Origin of the sequence: Flavobacterium sediminis, assembly GCF_003148385.1 — a bacterium.
Taxonomy (GTDB): Bacteria; Bacteroidota; Bacteroidia; order Flavobacteriales; family Flavobacteriaceae; genus Flavobacterium; species Flavobacterium sediminis.
In genome coordinates, this window is the sequence record NZ_CP029463.1 from 767874 (window position 1) to 784541 (window position 16668).

The 16668-nt window shown below is 35.5% G+C and carries 17 protein-coding genes; all 17 read right to left on the reverse strand.

The annotated features are described in order from the left end of the window. Window positions 1–687: a polysaccharide biosynthesis/export family protein gene (locus DI487_RS03635; RefSeq protein WP_245896528.1), complete on the reverse strand. Its 687-nt coding sequence runs from the start codon at window positions 685–687 to the stop codon at window positions 1–3. Window positions 688–811: 124 nt separating this feature from the next. After that, the gene (locus DI487_RS03640; protein WP_109568453.1) at window positions 812–2740 is read right to left on the reverse strand and encodes a polysaccharide biosynthesis protein; all 1929 of its coding nucleotides are present in this window, start codon (window positions 2738–2740) and stop codon (window positions 812–814) included. Between the two features lie 110 nt (window positions 2741–2850). Next, entirely contained in the window at window positions 2851–3993 is a 1143-nt protein-coding gene (locus DI487_RS03645; RefSeq protein ID WP_109568454.1) for a DegT/DnrJ/EryC1/StrS family aminotransferase, read from the reverse strand. Then, entirely contained in the window at window positions 3990–4544 is a 555-nt protein-coding gene (locus DI487_RS03650; protein ID WP_109568455.1) for a sugar transferase, read from the reverse strand. The genes DI487_RS03645 and DI487_RS03650 overlap by 4 nt, the downstream gene beginning before the upstream one ends. A gap of 5 nt (window positions 4545–4549) precedes the next feature. Next, a complete protein-coding gene (locus tag DI487_RS03655) occupies window positions 4550–5206 on the reverse strand; it encodes an acetyltransferase (protein ID WP_109568456.1) in 657 nt (218 codons plus the stop codon). After that, a complete protein-coding gene (locus tag DI487_RS03660) occupies window positions 5184–5912 on the reverse strand; it encodes an SDR family NAD(P)-dependent oxidoreductase (RefSeq protein WP_109568457.1) in 729 nt (242 codons plus the stop codon). The genes DI487_RS03655 and DI487_RS03660 overlap by 23 nt, the downstream gene beginning before the upstream one ends. 11 nt (window positions 5913–5923) lie before the next feature. Continuing rightward, window positions 5924–6973, reverse strand: a complete 1050-nt coding sequence (locus DI487_RS03665) for a ketoacyl-ACP synthase III (RefSeq protein ID WP_109568458.1) — start codon at window positions 6971–6973, stop codon at window positions 5924–5926. A gap of 1 nt (window position 6974) precedes the next feature. Then, on the reverse strand, window positions 6975–7205 hold the full coding sequence (locus DI487_RS03670) for an acyl carrier protein (protein ID WP_109568459.1): 231 nt from the start codon (window positions 7203–7205) through the stop codon (window positions 6975–6977). 6 nt (window positions 7206–7211) lie between these two features. Further along, window positions 7212–8216 (reverse strand): ketoacyl-ACP synthase III, encoded by a 1005-nt coding sequence (locus DI487_RS03675; protein WP_109568460.1) that lies wholly within the window; start codon window positions 8214–8216, stop codon window positions 7212–7214. Between the two features lie 2 nt (window positions 8217–8218). Next, the gene (locus DI487_RS03680; protein WP_109568461.1) at window positions 8219–8821 is read right to left on the reverse strand and encodes a sugar transferase; all 603 of its coding nucleotides are present in this window, start codon (window positions 8819–8821) and stop codon (window positions 8219–8221) included. 2 nt (window positions 8822–8823) lie between these two features. Then, a complete protein-coding gene (locus DI487_RS03685) occupies window positions 8824–9945 on the reverse strand; it encodes a glycosyltransferase family 4 protein (RefSeq protein WP_109568462.1) in 1122 nt (373 codons plus the stop codon). A gap of 41 nt (window positions 9946–9986) precedes the next feature. Beyond that, window positions 9987–10961, reverse strand: a complete 975-nt coding sequence (locus tag DI487_RS03690) for a glycosyltransferase family 2 protein (RefSeq protein ID WP_109568463.1) — start codon at window positions 10959–10961, stop codon at window positions 9987–9989. Beyond that, window positions 10958–12052 carry an EpsG family protein gene (locus tag DI487_RS03695; RefSeq protein WP_109568464.1) on the reverse strand — a complete coding sequence of 365 codons (1095 nt, stop codon included), beginning with the start codon at window positions 12050–12052 and terminating at the stop codon, window positions 10958–10960. Before DI487_RS03695 ends, DI487_RS03690 begins: the two co-directional genes overlap by 4 nt. Beyond that, window positions 12053–13117, reverse strand: coding sequence for a polysaccharide pyruvyl transferase family protein (locus DI487_RS03700; RefSeq protein ID WP_109568465.1), 1065 nt, complete (start codon window positions 13115–13117; stop codon window positions 12053–12055). Next, window positions 13118–14122, reverse strand: coding sequence for a glycosyltransferase (locus tag DI487_RS03705; protein WP_109568466.1), 1005 nt, complete (start codon window positions 14120–14122; stop codon window positions 13118–13120). Further along, entirely contained in the window at window positions 14119–15228 is a 1110-nt protein-coding gene (locus DI487_RS03710; RefSeq protein WP_109568467.1) for a glycosyltransferase, read from the reverse strand. The genes DI487_RS03705 and DI487_RS03710 overlap by 4 nt, the downstream gene beginning before the upstream one ends. Next, a complete protein-coding gene (locus DI487_RS03715) occupies window positions 15225–16625 on the reverse strand; it encodes a lipopolysaccharide biosynthesis protein (protein ID WP_109568468.1) in 1401 nt (466 codons plus the stop codon). Before DI487_RS03715 ends, DI487_RS03710 begins: the two co-directional genes overlap by 4 nt. Window positions 16626–16668: the final 43 nt, after the last annotated feature.

Genomic DNA, 16668 nt, shown 5'->3' on the forward strand with positions numbered 1-16668 from the left:
TTATCGTGTTACCAATACTATAAAAGAGGCTAAAATGGAAACTAAAGAAATTCCTAAAGTCAGATTCGGTCCGATCGCAGATGAATTTACTTTGGTCTTATTCGGTTCCACATAAATCACATCGTTTTGTGCTAAATAATAATAGGGCGAATTGATAAAATCAGACTTTGTCAGATCAATTCTCTGAGTCGTTTTCACACCATCCTGTTCCCTAATCAACAACACATTATCCCTTCGACCATAGATCGTTAGATCTCCGGCTTTACTGATTGCTTCTAACACTGTAATCCGTTCACTACTGATCGAAAAACTCCCGGGTTTATTTACTTCCCCCAAAACAGAGACTTTATAATTGAGAATACGGAGATTGATCGTTGCATCACTCACATAATCTTTAAGAGTATCTTTTAATAGTGTCACTGCTTCTTCCCGCGTTAAACCTCCCAGTTTAATTGTCCCGACAGACGGGAACTCAATATTCCCTTCTTTATCAATTATATACGTTTGTAAACGACTGCGCTCAAAAGACTCTTCTGATGTTCCCTGAATAGCTACCGAATTTAGGTTATAAGGCGCCACTACTTCCGGATTTTGTGAGGACACGACAATGAATAAAACATCATCAGGTTGCAAAACCGGATTATAACTCACAGCAGAACTGTCAGCTTGCCCGTTTTCGTTATACATATAAACCATTTTTTTTCTGGAAACGCATGAGGTAAGACTCAAAAAAATGATCAACAGCAAACAACAGGAGTATATAGGGGTATTTTTTATCTTCATTTCGGAATTTTTACAAATATAACATTCTTTAGTTGACCACATCTAACTTTTCAAACTGTGAATTCATACTTTTGAATTCCGGCACGATCTCTTTCATTAAGCGAACCATCTCTTCCGTTTTCAGATCTTCGGACAAATTATTAAACTTCTGAATATATTGTTTTACATCTTCAAAATCTAATTCACTTTTTTCCACCGCGATCATGATCTTCTCATGGTGAGTTGGTAGAGTTTTAGCACTATCGTTCAGTAGTTCTTCATACAGTTTTTCTCCGGGTCTCAGACCTACTATTTTTATCGGAATTTCTTTATCCGGTACATAGCCTGCCAAGCGGATCATTTTTCGGGCAAGATCAATAATTTTAACCGGTTTACCCATATCAAATATATATATTTCTCCTCCTTGCCCCATAGAACCCGCCTCTAAAACCAGTTGGCAAGCTTCCGGTATCGTCATAAAATAACGGATAATATCAGGGTGAGTGATCGTAACCGGTCCTCCTTCTTGTATTTGTTTTGTAAACAACGGCACTACAGAGCCATTTGACCCCAATACGTTTCCAAAACGCGTCGTAATAAATTTGGTCGTACACTCTTTATGCTCTCTCTGAGCGTTAAAATATAAAGTCTGCACATAGATTTCCGCAATACGTTTACTTGCCCCCATTATATTACTAGGGTTAACGGCTTTATCCGTTGATACCATTACAAATCGGTCAACTTCGTATTTCACTGACACATCTGCTAAATTTTTCGTCCCTAAAACATTGGTCACAATTGCCTGATAAGGGTTCTCTTCCATAAGAGGAACATGTTTGTATGCTGCTGCATGATAAACAATGGAAGGTCTGTATTTATCAAATAAAAACTCTAAAATCCGTTTATCTTTAATATCAGCTACCATAGGAATGATCTCCGTCTGACTGTCCGACTTCCCTAACTCAATACTCAAATGATGTAAAGGTGTTTCAGCCTGATCTAACAAAACGATCTTTTTAGGTTTAAACAATAAAACCTGATTTACGATCTCACTACCAATGGAACCGGCAGCGCCTGTTATCAATAAGACTTTATTCTGTATCTGGGAAACGATTTTCTGATTATCTAAAACAATAGGCGGACGCTCTAACAGATCTTTAATTTCAAATTTCTTAAGACTTTTCGATATCTCTCTTTGATCTTTCCAGTCTACGATCGTAGGCGCAGTTAATATCTTGTAATTGTATTCTAAACACTCTTCTACAATTTCTAATTTTTCTTCATTTGAAATATTTTTATCAGAAATAATGATAGCATCGGCATTTAAAAAACGTAAGATCGAAGCAATTCCTTTTTTCTTATATACAATAGGAACTCCCAGCACTTCTTTATTTAAACGAGACTTTTTAGTATCGATAAAACCAACCAGAATAAAACGTTTGGGTTGCTCAACATTGATTGCATTTGCCAGCGAAATAGAATTGGCTCCCGATCCGTAAATAGCAACTCTTGTTAACTGCCCTGCGTTTATAGGAATTAAATATTTTTCAAACAAAAACTTAATTGATATCCTGAAGGCCAATAGTAAAATGAAGGAAATCACAAAATAGATGACTAATGAAGGAATCAGAAAAATTTTGGCTCCGTCAATAAAATAATGCAGGTAGTTTAAAGTTACCAGAATAATCAAAGCCGTAAAAGTAGAGAACAGTAATTTATAAGCATCTACAAAACTGGAGTGCCTTATGATTCCGGCATAGGTACGATAAACGACAAATGAGAAAATATTAGCAAATATAATTATCCCGTAACGAACAACCATTGAATAGGTATCATAGTTGCGTAGGGTTAAATTTTGCACAATATAATGGGTTAGAAAACTTGCTATTATAAGTATTCCGATATCAATACAAAAAATAATCCATCTGGGAAGGTACCCCAGATTTGTAAATCGATTCTCAAAAAAATCTTTAGACATATCTTTTAAGAGGGATTTTTTCGAAAATATGTTTTTATCAGGTTGCAATTTCGGGCTAGGTTAATTTGGTGCTTAATAGAACAAAAGTAATAAAACTATTTCATTTTAATTTATTCATCCTTTAAAAATCCATTTATACTATTTTTAATTCTATCTTTTTGATTATCAGTTAAATTAGACCCTGAAGGCAAACATAACCCTTTGGAAAACAAATCAGAAGCAATAGTTCCTCCATAATAAGGATATTGACCAAAAACAGGCTGTAAGTGCATCGGTTTCCACAAAGGTCTCGACTCTATATTATCTTTTACTAAGGTCTGTCTTAAATCTTCAGCAGTCTTTCCTGATTTTTTTGCATTTATTGTAATAGCAGTCAACCAATGATTAGAATAAAAATCATTATCGGGTTCACTAAAAACTTCTATTTCAGGAAAATCTTTAAATACCTGTTGGTAGAACTCATGCATATCACGTCTCAAAGCTATATGCTGCTCCAGAACTTCCATTTGCCCCCTACCAATACCGGCCGAAATATTACTCAACCTATAATTGTACCCTATATGACTGTGCTGATAATAAGGCGCTGTATCTCTCGCCTGAGTGGCCAAAAAGACTGCTTTTTCTTTAATCGACAAATTATGTGTTACTAATGCTCCTCCTCCGGAAGTTGTAATGATCTTATTCCCATTAAAAGAAAGTGCTGCAACATCTCCGAATGTTCCACATTTTTGTCCTTTATAAGTACTTCCTAAGGCTTCGGCACTATCTTCTAATATCGGTATCTCATATTTTTGTGCTACTGTCCTTATCTCATCAATTTTATAGGGCATTCCGTATAAGTGAACTGCAATGATTGCTTTAGGTTTCTTTCCTTTACTGATCCTGTCTTTTATAGCATCTTCCAATGCCTGCGGACAAATATTCCAGGTATCCGGTTCGCTGTCTATAAATACCGGAATTGCACTTAAATACATAATAGGATTTGCCGAAGCTGAGAATGTCATACTTTGACAAAGCACCTCATCTCCTGCCTGAACTCCTAATAGAACCAATCCTAAATGTATCGCTGCTGTTCCTGAACTCAAGGCCGCCACATGAACTCCGTCTTGTAAAAAAGTCTCCAGATCGTACTCAAAGCCAGTAACATTAGGTCCTAATGGCGCTACAATATTCTCAGCAAAAGCACTTTCAATATATTTTTTTTCATTTCCTCCCATGTGCGGGGAAGAAAGCCAAATTTTATCCGGATTCATATTACTTTTTTTATGGTTTTCACTATAATCATAATATCTTTAAACAGATTATGCTCATAGTAATAGGCTAAATTCATTTTTATCTTATCCGGGAATAAGACGGTATCATTATAATGCAAAGGATCTTCCTGTTGGGCTAAAATATATTCTTCATTAGCATATTTTAAACTGGCTTCACAGGTAAGACCGGGTTTTAGTTCTAAAATTTTTCGTGCTTCTCCTTCCAGAAGATCATAATAGCCCGGAATATCAGGGCGTGGTCCTACCACACTCATATCTCCTTTAAGTACATTCAATAATTGTGGTAATTCGTCTATTTTTGTTTTTCGAATAAACTTTCCGTAGAAAGAAATTCTATTTTTTTCCGGATCCCGAATGGATCGTAACTTAAATATCTTAAAAACCTTTCCGTACTGCCCGACACGATCCTGAATAAAGATTCCTTTTGATCTCGTATCCACGCAAGCAAAAATCCAGAAAATGGATAACGGGACTCCCAACAACACCATCAAAACCAGTGAAAATACGATATCAAAAATTCTCTTTATCATTTAAACTAAAAAATCTTTTTTGCCGGATTGCCAAAATAAGTACCAACTTGTCGTATTGACTTTATCACAACGCTACCGGCTCCGATCCTGCATCCGTCCGGAATTTTTACTCCAGGCAAAATAACAGCTTTTGAACCAATAAAAACATTGTTCCCGATCTGTGCTCCGCCACCGATATCCACATTAGCCATAATACTTGCATAATTGCCTATTGTAACATCGTGACCTACTTGTGTTCCTGCATTGATCATCACTCCTTCTCCAACGGAAACGTTACAGGATATTATGGAACGGGGATACAAAACTGCTCCTGCGCCCATTTGTGTATTCTTTCCAACCAGAACCGTATCGTGTATAAAAGACAACACATTACAGTTGTTTGAAGCAAATAGTTCAAAAGCTTTCTGCTTTATATCTGTGTTTGCGATTCCCATTACTATATTTTTCCCTTTCCAGATCTCCCCTTTGAAAAAACCATCTACGATCTTATATTCGTTTACAATTCCTTTCAACACATCCGGATTATCGTCTACGTACCCTATTAATTCATAGGATTGGGAAAATCGGGATCTATCCATCCAGCACTCTAATTCTCGCGAAAGCCCTCCGGCACCAATTAAATAAAACTGCTCCTTTTTATTATTGAATTGAATATCCTCCATCTATGATAAAATTTTGTCCGGTGATCCACTTACTCCCTTCAGAAAGCAAGAATAAAATTGTTGGCGTAACATCCTCTACTTCACCAATCCCTAACGGATGCATACTTTTGATACGTTCAATATTGTCTTCCTCTATCTGAGAAAACAATTTTTGTGTCATTGGTGTGTTCACCACACCCGGAGAAATTGCATTAACCCGTATTTTGCGTTTAGCCAATTCTAATGCCAATGACTTTACCATTCCTAAAATGGCTGACTTGGAAGCGCAATAACCGGTTTTTCCGGCTTGTCCCAAAGTGGCCATCACAGATGCTAAAAAGACCACGCTGGCTCCTTCGTTAGAATACTTCTTCTTGGCAAAAAATCGCATTAATTCAATTCCGGAAAAAACATTGATATTAAAAATACGCTGAACTGCTTCCGGCGTATATAAACTAATAGGCAAGGTTTCTTCCATTCCGGCACAATGTACCAAACCGTCCAACTTTTGACCTGACAAAAATTCGTCAAAAATTTTAGTATATTCTTGATATGAATTCAAATCAATTGCTAAAAAATGTAACTGTTCAGAAAATTGGTCTAGCAGGTCTTTTATTTTTTCTATATCTCTGCCCAAAGCAAAAACCCGGTATCCTTCCTTAAGCAAACTATTGCAAGTTGCTTTTCCTATACCTGAAGTTGCTCCCGTTACAAGGACATTTTTCATTTTATTTGTTTTTATAATTCGATTTGGGGGTAAATTTTTGTTTGTTTAAGGCTTATAATTCCATTTGCCCAATTTAATCCTGAGCCATATCCACTGAGGATAAGCTTATCTAATTCATTATTATTTTCTGCTTGTGACTGTATCAATAAAGGAATTGAAACACCACTGGTATTACCGAACTGATCAATATTGATCGGGAATTTTTGGGCTTCAACACCTAATTGTGCTGCAATTTGTTTGATAATAAACTGATTGGACTGATGCAGTAAAAAAGCGCCTATTTGCTCTTTATCCAAATTGGCTTGCTTTAAAATCTGTAAAATACTCGGCGCCACTTCCCGTAAAGTAAAATCAAGCACACGAGCTCCATCCATTGCCAATTGCAAGCGGTTTTTTTGATTGTTTTTATCGTCCTTCTCTATTTCAAAACTATGAGAAGTAACCACATTGCGACAACCTCCGTCGGGAATCATGATCGCATCTGCGTTATTGCCGTCTGAAAAATACTGAAAATACGTTTCGGAAACATCGTCTGTACTTCTCTCAATCAACATGGCCGCAGCTCCGTCACCAAAAAGCATAGAAGTCCCTCTGTCTTTGTGTGACAATATTTTAGATAAGGTCTCTGCGACGATAAAAAGCACTTTCCCTTTAATCGTTTGCGCTATAGAGAAAGCGGTTCCTAATCCTTGAACAAATCCGGCACAGCCTGCATTTATATCCAGACACAGGACATTTTGCGGCAAATTCAGCTTAACTTGTAAAATGTTAGATGAAAAAGGTATCTTATAATCCGGAGTCTGACTTAAAAAGATCAGACATTCAACTTCAGAAGAAGCAACATCATGTTCTTTCAATAATGAATTAGCAGCTTCAAATCCTAAATCAAGAGCCGTTATATTATCAGTAGCCCAACGTCTGTTTTTAATCCCGACTGTTTTTTCAAAGATTTTGATTTCTTTGGGACTCAGCAGTTCTTCAAAAAAAGCATTGGACACAACCTGAGACGGAACACAGGTTTTTAAAGCTGTAATATGGATACCTTTAAAATGTTGTAGCATTTTAGTTGAATTTTTCTACTCCGATACGCTCGATCAAAGATTGTACTGTTGAGATATTCTTAATATCGTCTGCTGTTAAAGTCAAACCAAACTCATTAGAGACATATCCTATTAAAAGCATTGCAGCCATGGAATCCCATTCGTCTAATCCTTTTAAATCCGTTTCTGCTGTTAACGTGATCTCTAACTCTAATTCTTCTTCTAAACCTTTGATAAATTCAGCTTTATTCATTTTCAGTTATAATTTATTATTTATGGTAACTAATCCTCCTGACCAAGACAACCCTACTCCGAAACCAACCAGTAAAAGAGTTTCCTTCTCTGTTATGTCCTGACTGTATTTCTTTAATGCGATTGGAATAGTTGATGAAACAGTGTTTCCTCCGTCTCGTAAATCAATAAAAAAGCGTTCTTCTTCTATTTTTAATCGCTTTCTCAAAAAATTCAGCATAAAAGCATTTGCCTGATGAAAAATATATTGGTCTATATAATCTTTTTCTACTTGATTAGCTTCTAATAATTTTTCTACAAATCCCGGCACAACTTCTCCTGTAAAATGGAAAATCTCAGGTCCGTTCATGTACAAATCATTATCCGTATAAAAATTACTACTTCCGTACATCTTTAATTCCGGGTTACTTTCTAATTTATATTTTGAACCCCCATTCTTCACAAATAGTTTTTCTACACCTGAGCCATCCGTTCCGAACAAGAAGTTGCCGAAATTCTCTTCTTCAGTGTATGACACTAAAGTTGCGGTAGCTGCATCTCCGAAAATGGCTCTGTTTGAACAATCCTTTTCATTGAGGATTTTAGAGTATGTTTCTGCTGTTACAACTAAAATATTTTTAGCCTGACCGGAATTAATCAATCCTTTGGCTAAGCTTAAAACATAAGTGTAGCCTGAACATCCCAAATTAACATCCAAAGCTCCGACTGTTGTAGGCAACCCTAACCTGTCTTGTAAAAGACAAGCTGTTGTAGGCAAAATATAATCCGGATTTTGCGTACAATATAAAATATAATCAATTGTAGTACTATCTATTCTTTGAAACAGCTTTTCGCAAGCCTGCACGGCTAAATCCAAACCAGTTTCATCCTCATCTGCATAATAACGACAACTAACGCCTACTTTGTCATCAAACTTCTTAAAATCATAGTCCGGGAATTGTAGTGCCAAATCTTTGTTTGTCACTTTATTTTTTGGAAAAACATATTCTATAGCTTGTATTGTTGCTCCCATTTTTAATTTCCTTTAAAGGCCTCTGTTGTTGCCTGTCCTTGTTGATTTATCCCTTCTTTTTTCAGGACTTTTTTGACTGTCAAATATACTATTTTTAAATCGGTAAAAAAACTAACATGATCTACATACCACACATCATATCTGAATTTAGTTTGCCAATCTAATGCATTTCTTCCATTCACTTGTGCCCAACCCGTAATTCCAGGTTTGATCTCGTGTCTTCTCCTCTGAAAATCATCATATAAAGGAAGATATTGCGGTAATAACGGGCGCGGCCCTATTAAACTCATATCTCCTTTGAGAACATTCAACAATTGTGGAATTTCATCCAATGATAATCTTCGCACCCAATTCCCGACCACAGTTAACCTATCTGCATCAGGCAATAAATTTCCTTGTGCATCTTTTCTATCGTTCATGGTCTTAAACTTGATGATGCTAAATATCTTTTCGTTTTTTCCGGGGCGTTTTTGAAAAAAGAATGGTTTTCCTTCATTTGCAATGGCCAGCAAAAATGTTATTATCATAAATAATGGCAAAAGCAACACAAAAGCAACAAATGCTAAAACAAAATCGAATAAAGGTTTGAATACTTTTGCGTACATTTTTAATTTAGTTTTTCCTTATAGAATGCTAACCAATGGCTTGAAATTTCATCTGCCGAAAAATATTTCAAAACATATTGCCTTCCTTCTTCGCCCATCGCCTTTCTTAGATTGGCGTCTAAAAACAATATTTTCATTTGTTTGTAAAGATCTTCACTATTCGCCACTTTATGTCGCAACCCTGTTTCATTATCCACAATTGTTTCTGTCAAACCGTACGTATCGCTACAAATCACAGGCATTTGCAGAAGCGAAGCTTCAATGACACTGGTTCCGAAACCTTCTCTGTAACTCGGCAAACAAAAAACATCTCCCGCTTGTAGTGTTTCCTGAGGCTTTCGGGTTAACCCGAAAAAGAAAATCCCTTCTTTTTGCATCTGTTCAATTTCCGGTCGTAAATTTTCTTCGTCTGCCCCTATCAATAAAAGTTTTGCTTGAGGAAATTCCTGATGTAATCTTTTAAATGCTGTTACTAAATCTAAAATTCCTTTATCGCGATTCATCCTTCCTAAAAAAGTAAACACCACCTCATCATCTGAATACCCTAATTGTCTTCTCAACTCTTTCTTTATCCCCTGATCGGGTACAAACTTGGACACATCAACACCACTGATAGAACCTTTTCCTAATACTTTTGAGTTTTGGTCTTTGATGATGTGATTCTGTATTAGAAAATCTCGTTGTGACTGGCCGTCCACTAATATATCCGTAGCAAAAAAGACCATTACCTTATCTAAGAACTGTAACAATTTCTTTTTTAATCCGGTTTGTGTATGCCAAACCTGTCCTGTAAAAATGTGTATCCGAAGTTTTACTCCTGCCAGCCATGCTGCTGAAGTAGCAATTAATCCTGCTTTGGGAGTTATGGAATGTATAGCATCAAAATGCTGTTGTTTTAGGTATTTATAGAGTTCGTACAACGCCGCTAAGTCTGACAAAAGATTAATATTCCGTACAATCTTTATATTCTTAGTTTCTTTCACAAAGGGAATAGCATGTTGTTCCTCTGTTTCAAAATTAGCTACTAATGTAATATCAAACTCCTGAGACAGATACTCAAAATGTTTAAGCATAAAGGCTTGAGCCGTCAAGGGGCTTGAAACAACGAAACAAATCTTCTTCATGTTTTAATTAGTAGGTTACAACAAATGTATGAATATAAATTTTATAAAAAAGAACTAAAAATTTTATAGAAGTAAATATTCTTTAAAATCAATAACCGGAACAGGTTTTTATTTTTCTGGTAAATCGGATGATCTACATAATACATTCCTTTATTTTGCAGCTCTTCTTTCATCCCTTTTACTATTTCAAACGGTTCTTTGTTTTTCATTAAATGGTAAAACAGTGTCGCAACCAGAAAATTCAAGCGCTCTTCAAAAAAATTTTTCACTTCTGATAACTCCCCATTTCCGGTTTGATATAAAGTATGCGTGATGTCCAGAACCTGCTTAATGTCCTGAACCATTTTTTGTTTTTTTTCTTTGTTTGAATTACGGGTTATGGAATTTTCAGTCTGTAAAAAACAGGCTCCTATTTGCGGAACTGCATAAACTTTAGCTGCTTTGTAAAAAGCTCTTGTATTGAATTCAAAATCTTCAATAAAAATACGTTCCAAAAAAAATAATTCATTTTCCAGCAAAAAAGTTCTCTTATACAACTTGTTACAAGCTGAATTCATATAACGGGTCGTATTATAGTACTGAATTCCGCTTAAGACATTTCCATCAGAAGTACTTTGAACTGAATATATTTCTTTTCCCTGCATATCTACTCCTTTTGCTCCGAACTCCAGAATTTGAGTTTCCTGACTCTCGGCGATCAAAAGTAATTCTTGTAAAACACCCGGGGTTAGTACATCATCAGAATCTAAAAATAACAGATAATTGCCTTGAGACGCTTTAATGCCTGTATTACGTGCTCCTCCCAATCCTTTATTCTTTTGTGAAATAATGGTAATAGCAGGATCGTTCGGAAAAGTATTCCGTATCCGTTCTACACTTTTATCCGGACTTTCGTCGTCAACTACAATAATTTCATATTGTGATTCTTCTAAACCGCTTTCTTTAACCGACCGAATGCACTTTTCTACATAAGCTTCTACGTTATATACAGGAATTATAACACTTAACTTTTTCATGACCTTACTAAGATTACGGTTAACAGGTAAGTAAAAGCGTAATATCCTAAAAGGACAAATCCGATGGATTTATTTTTTTCTTTCAGAAAATCTCCTTTTAACAATGGATAGATGATAATAATCCCTAACATAAACCAGGACAAATATGCAAAGCGATTTGAAAAGTTGGCTCTAATCACCAAAACCCAAAAAGCATTGGCAAACAGATAAATATTAAACATTCGTTGATAGAGCTTATCCTGAAAATTCTTCTTGAACAAATAATACCAACCTGCATAAACTCCGGTGGCACTATATAGTAAAAAATCCCAACGAAAACCGGTTTGTGTAATTCCTTCATCAATTTGGTCTGTAAAATATTGGTCAATTCGATGGTCGTCAAAACCGATATTTGCAAAAAATTCTACAAAATAATTCCCAAATATTAATGATATCGGGATACACAATAACCAGCCTTTCAGATAGTTTCGAGAATCGTTATTAAAATATGTCAGTGCTAATCCCATTGTGGGTAAAACCATTGTTTTATGAAAAAAACAGGACAGTATGAGTAACGGAATCATTATGGCTCTTTTATCTATATAGATCAAAGAAAATAAGAAAAATGAAGTTGCCATTCCGTTACGAATACCATTAGTTCCGTATGCCCAAAAGGACAATGATCCAACCAGAATAAAAAAAGAATAGTACCAATATTTTCCGAACCATTTTACAGATAATATATACAATGGAACAATATAAAGGAGCGCACAAACTAAAAAGAATGTTTCTACATTCATGATCTGAGAACAAAAATCCATAAACCAGTAGAACGCATAATCTTCTGTTACAATAAGCGGATTATTTTCCTGAAAACGTTCAAAGGAATAAGCATACATGGTCATATCGACAAAAACCCCGCTAATAGGCCGCAATCCGATATACAACACTACAAATAATAAGGCAAAATGACCAAAGTAATTCACAAAACGAATATTTTTATAATCATCAATAGCCAACACAAAAGAGTGCAGCAACGTTGCCATTAAAAAGAATAGCAGCATTTGAAAATAAATGGTTGTATAGCTCTCTATCGGAACAAAGTCAAACATTTAGCAGGTTAATTGTTCTTTAAGTGGTTCGAATCGTTCTTTTAACGAATGGTATTTTCGCTGACTAAATTTATTAAAAATATCTTGTATTGCTACTTCAAATGCTGAAACTGAAAATTCACGCATCAAAATAATGGGGGCATACTCTTTTATCCAATTGTATGATTCTTCTATTTTATGGTTGTTATTCAGAAATACAATACAAGGCGTATTGGTAATATAACTGAAGATCATTCCGTGAAGCCTGTCTGTTATTACCAATTCTGATGTTTTGTATTGGGTCCATATTTTTTCCAGTTCTGCGTCACATGCTGCTTCAGAAAGGTCTCCTTTATTTAGATGTGTGTCATAAAAAGCAACTTGTTGAAATCGGTTTGAAATAAAATCCAGCAGTTGTTTTTCGTCGTCCTTAGTCAATAATTTTTCATCATCTTTTCTCAAACTTAGGGTAACTCCTTTTCGTTCTAATTGCGGTTCTGACTGGTCCAGACTTAAAACAATATCGGGTGTCAAAAAGGATCTCACTTCGGGAAATGCTTTTTGCATCCATCCGAATGACTTTTGCTCCCTGAGAAAAAATGCCAAATTGGGATGTTTTGAATAACATCTTTGAGCTGTTTTCAGTGCTTTTTTCCCTTTTTCGGAAGGCGAAAAATCAAAAGTCTGCGGAAAAGAAATAATTTTATTATCCGGGAAATTCTCTACAACCAACTGGCGTAATGTTTCGATCTGATCGTACAGATCTCCGAAATTCCCTCCTCCTACAGTAGTAATCTTATCCTTAGGATTCAAAATAGATTTTGCCCATACAATTCCTTCTAAGGTTTTGCTGATAGGAATCGGAATTACTTTATAATCCGGACATGTTTCGGCAATGAATTTTTTTTGCGCATACGTAATAGCCACATCTCCCAGATTGCTGTAATTAGCCGCTAAAAAAACAACTATTTTTTTATCCGAACTATTTTCTTTTCTGTCTTTAAAATAGTGTAACGATTTAAATTGTTGTAAAAACAGTAAGGTTCTGATTTTATATGAAAAGGGGATGTATCGGGTAAGTGACATTTATTTTAGCATTTTGCACAACGCAAACAAAAATACAACTCTTTTGTGTAAAACAATGTTTTTATAAAGCTTATCCGTGACTGTTTGGGGTTGGTAATACACTATCAATTCCTGCATTCTGTTGTTATGCAACATCATTTTCAGGTAATTAAATTTTTCTCGTTCAGATAAATTATTTTTAAATGCAAATAAATTATTGGCACAATAACGCAATCCTAACATTAAACTATTCGCCAAAACCGTTTTTTTATCATTTACAGAAAAATTCCAAACTGATAAAAATTGATTCAGAGCTTCATCTTTTTGCAAATAAAGGGCAAATGAATTGGCATGAAAGGTTTTTATCAAGGTTGTCACCGGGCGATTGATATAGTGGTACAAGGCTTGGTTGCAAAAAACAATCGCATCGGTTTTAGCTAAAACCTGAGCATTAAACAATATGTCTTCTACTAATGAAATCCCTTTTGGAAAAAAAAGTTGATTGTCTTTTAAAAATTGATGTTTGTATAGTTTATTCCAGGCATAACCTAATAAGCCTAATTGTTTTTCGGTAAATGCCGTTTGTTGTTTTCCTTTTTCTAAAATAGTGTCTTCTGTTGTTACCTCTTCCGTTTGGATCATTTCCCCGTTGCCATTTTCAGTATCCAATTGGTAACCAAATACCAAAACATCATATTGACGAATATGTTGCAAAGCTACCTCCAGCAGGTCAGGTTCGATCCAATCGTCACTATCCATAAAATAGATGTATTCTCCTTGTGCTTTTTGTAAGCCAAAATTCCGCGCATCCGATAAACCGCCATTTTCTTTGTGATGCCATTGCACGCGCGTATCCGCTACAAAACGTTCTGTTTGAGCTACGCTATTATCTTTCGTTCCATCATTAATCAGTAATAGTTCAAAATCAATAAAGGTCTGTTTTAAAACAGAGGTAACAGCCTTTTCAATGTATCTTTCTACATTGTAAACCGGCATAATCACTGAAATTTTTGGCTGACTATTCATGCTAACGAATCGAATAGATTTTCTACTTTCTGAACGGAATTTTGCTTTATAAAATACGTTTTTCGTTCTATCGCTTTGCTCTTCCAGTACTGAAGTTCTTCTTTTGACTGTAATACTTTTTCAACAGCTTGCAACAAAGCTTCTTCATTGTTTTTAGTTATAATTCCGAATCGGCTATCGTCTAAAATAGCAGTCATTCCGGAACAATCTGTAGTAATCACAGGAACTTCTAACAATAAAGCTTCTATAATTGCGGTATTGTAGCCTTCATTATATGAGGAACAAATATACAAATCTGCCTGTTGTAAGATTGCATACGGATTTTCCTGAAAGCCGAGCAAAACTACATTTTCCTTTAGTTCATTTTCTGTTATAAACTTTTGAAACTTCCCACCCAATTCGCCTTCGCCTAAAATGTGAAGTTTAAAGCGAAAACCTTTCTTTTTTAACTGCAAAACAATACGAAGTAATCTATCGTAACCTTTTACCTCAACCAATCTGCCGATGGTTACCAAATTGAGAACTTCTTTCGTAAACTCTATTTTCGGTTTTTCCTCAGCTTTTTCCAAAATTGCATTTACATCCAAAGCGTTTTCGATTACCTGAACCTTCGTTTCGTCTAAAGTCGGAATAGCCTTCAACAAAGATTTTTTTGCCAAATCGGACACACAAACTATAGCATCAAAAGCCTGATATGCTTTTTCCGTTTCTGCATAGCTCCTAAATGTTTGCGACAAAAGTTTTACATCTGCATTCGTATGCAGCCAGGCTATTTTTTTGGTCTCTTCAGGAAATGCAGAAGCTATACGGGTAGGTACATGCTCCAGATAGGCTACAACAATATCATACTTATCTTTAGCTATCCATTGAGCCAAAAAGCGAGGAGAAATTATTTTTTGCAAAACGGAATAACCTCTAAAAACCTTTTTGAAGCTACTATATTGTTTGACCGCAGGATCAAGATTCTTTCGATTGACCCCTTCTTCAAAAATGGTAAAGAGAGTAATTTCGTATTTTTCTTTGGAAAGATTATTGAGTAAATCTACCAGGACTTTTTCTGCTCCGCCTCCTTTTAGATCAGGATGAATAAAGAGTATTTTTTTCATGGTAGTTTAGCTTTGATCTTTTGGTATAGCAAACTTACATCTTGTCGGTTGATCCACCAAACAAAAAGCAACGACACAACAGGCAACAGATATTGGATCCCTTCTATTTCCCAATAATTAGCTAAACTAATCAATATAAATGCCAACAGCATTTTAACAAAGGAAACTATCGGGAACTGAATATTAAAATAGGATTTTGTTTGCCACAAACGCATCAAAAACAAGATCAAATAGCCTATTGTGATTGCAAAAGAGGCTCCATATAAGCCGTATTTCGGAATCGTCATGTACGATATTGCAATTACGACTAAGCCTCCCGCAATACTACTGCTTAAGGCTCCTGATGTTTTTTTTGCACTCAAATAACCTGTTCCGTAAAACCCTGCCAGCGCATTGAATACAATTCCTACAAGCAATAAAGCTGTGTATTCCCAGGAATCATAAAAATCTGCGCTTACAAAATGGGTAAGAAAGACTTTATTGCATCCGACGATTACAATGGAAACGGAAAACAAGAACACAACATATTTTCCCAGAATGCGAGTATAATACAGATCGCGTTCTTTATCGGCATACATAGCAATCGCTTTTTCCTGCCAGGCAAGATAAAACACATTGATCAGCAACAGAACTATTGTCGGTAATTTATAAGCGATGGCGAATATTCCATTTGCAGATGCTCCCAAAAAAAGTAAAATCAGGTATCGGTTTGCCGAAGAAATTGCCCACCAGCTAACATTATTAGGAACTAAAGGCAATGAGAATTGCCATAGTTGCTTTGCCAATGACCAACTGAAACTTTCTTTCTTTAAGTATTGAAATATTTTATTTTTAAGCACAACATACAGCAAGGATATAAAAGCTGCAATGGTATTAGCCAGCAAGAGTCCTTCCAATTTCCAGTCCAGTACAACTAAAAAAAAGACGGATAGTACAACATAAACTAAGGTGTATACTATACTGGAAACCACATAGCCTTTATTATCGCCAACAGCTCTCTGAAATTGCTGAAATAACAAATAAAAAGATTGAAAAAACAGCAGAGCAAAAATATAATTGGCATAAGGAACAGGGTAAAAGAAACTAACTACCACTTTGAGCAATGCCAAGAGAAAAACGCCTAAAAGGACCAAAGCAGTAGAGACCGTTAAGACTCCGGAGATATTCTCTTCTGATTTATCTTCTATCAGCCAACGTAAGATAGAATCTGTTAACTGAAAGGTTACAAAAGGAGTCAGCAAGCTGACTGTTACTAGGAACAGATCTAATTCTCCTACTTCTGCCTGAGTTAAATAGAATGTCGTAAAAAAAACCAGAACAAAACTAAGCCCTTTAGTCGCAAGATTCCCAATAGTATAAATAATGGTTGTACTTAGTAAACTACCTGAAGTCTTCAATTCTGTTCCGGTGATTTTTTTAATTATATGTTAAGCGAGAAAT

Coding starts and splice junctions, on each gene's coding strand:
- DI487_RS03635 (WP_245896528.1), bottom strand. CDS start 687: ATGTATAACGAAAACGGGCAAGCTGACAGTTCTGCTGTGAGTTATAAT.
- DI487_RS03640 (WP_109568453.1), bottom strand. CDS start 2,740: ATGTCTAAAGATTTTTTTGAGAATCGATTTACAAATCTGGGGTACCTT.
- DI487_RS03645 (WP_109568454.1), bottom strand. CDS start 3,993: ATGAATCCGGATAAAATTTGGCTTTCTTCCCCGCACATGGGAGGAAAT.
- DI487_RS03650 (WP_109568455.1), bottom strand. CDS start 4,544: ATGATAAAGAGAATTTTTGATATCGTATTTTCACTGGTTTTGATGGTG.
- DI487_RS03655 (WP_109568456.1), bottom strand. CDS start 5,206: ATGGAGGATATTCAATTCAATAATAAAAAGGAGCAGTTTTATTTAATT.
- DI487_RS03660 (WP_109568457.1), bottom strand. CDS start 5,912: ATGAAAAATGTCCTTGTAACGGGAGCAACTTCAGGTATAGGAAAAGCA.
- DI487_RS03665 (WP_109568458.1), bottom strand. CDS start 6,973: ATGCTACAACATTTTAAAGGTATCCATATTACAGCTTTAAAAACCTGT.
- DI487_RS03670 (WP_109568459.1), bottom strand. CDS start 7,205: ATGAATAAAGCTGAATTTATCAAAGGTTTAGAAGAAGAATTAGAGTTA.
- DI487_RS03675 (WP_109568460.1), bottom strand. CDS start 8,216: ATGGGAGCAACAATACAAGCTATAGAATATGTTTTTCCAAAAAATAAA.
- DI487_RS03680 (WP_109568461.1), bottom strand. CDS start 8,821: ATGTACGCAAAAGTATTCAAACCTTTATTCGATTTTGTTTTAGCATTT.
- DI487_RS03685 (WP_109568462.1), bottom strand. CDS start 9,945: ATGAAGAAGATTTGTTTCGTTGTTTCAAGCCCCTTGACGGCTCAAGCC.
- DI487_RS03690 (WP_109568463.1), bottom strand. CDS start 10,961: ATGAAAAAGTTAAGTGTTATAATTCCTGTATATAACGTAGAAGCTTAT.
- DI487_RS03695 (WP_109568464.1), bottom strand. CDS start 12,052: ATGTTTGACTTTGTTCCGATAGAGAGCTATACAACCATTTATTTTCAA.
- DI487_RS03700 (WP_109568465.1), bottom strand. CDS start 13,117: ATGTCACTTACCCGATACATCCCCTTTTCATATAAAATCAGAACCTTA.
- DI487_RS03705 (WP_109568466.1), bottom strand. CDS start 14,122: ATGAATAGTCAGCCAAAAATTTCAGTGATTATGCCGGTTTACAATGTA.
- DI487_RS03710 (WP_109568467.1), bottom strand. CDS start 15,228: ATGAAAAAAATACTCTTTATTCATCCTGATCTAAAAGGAGGCGGAGCA.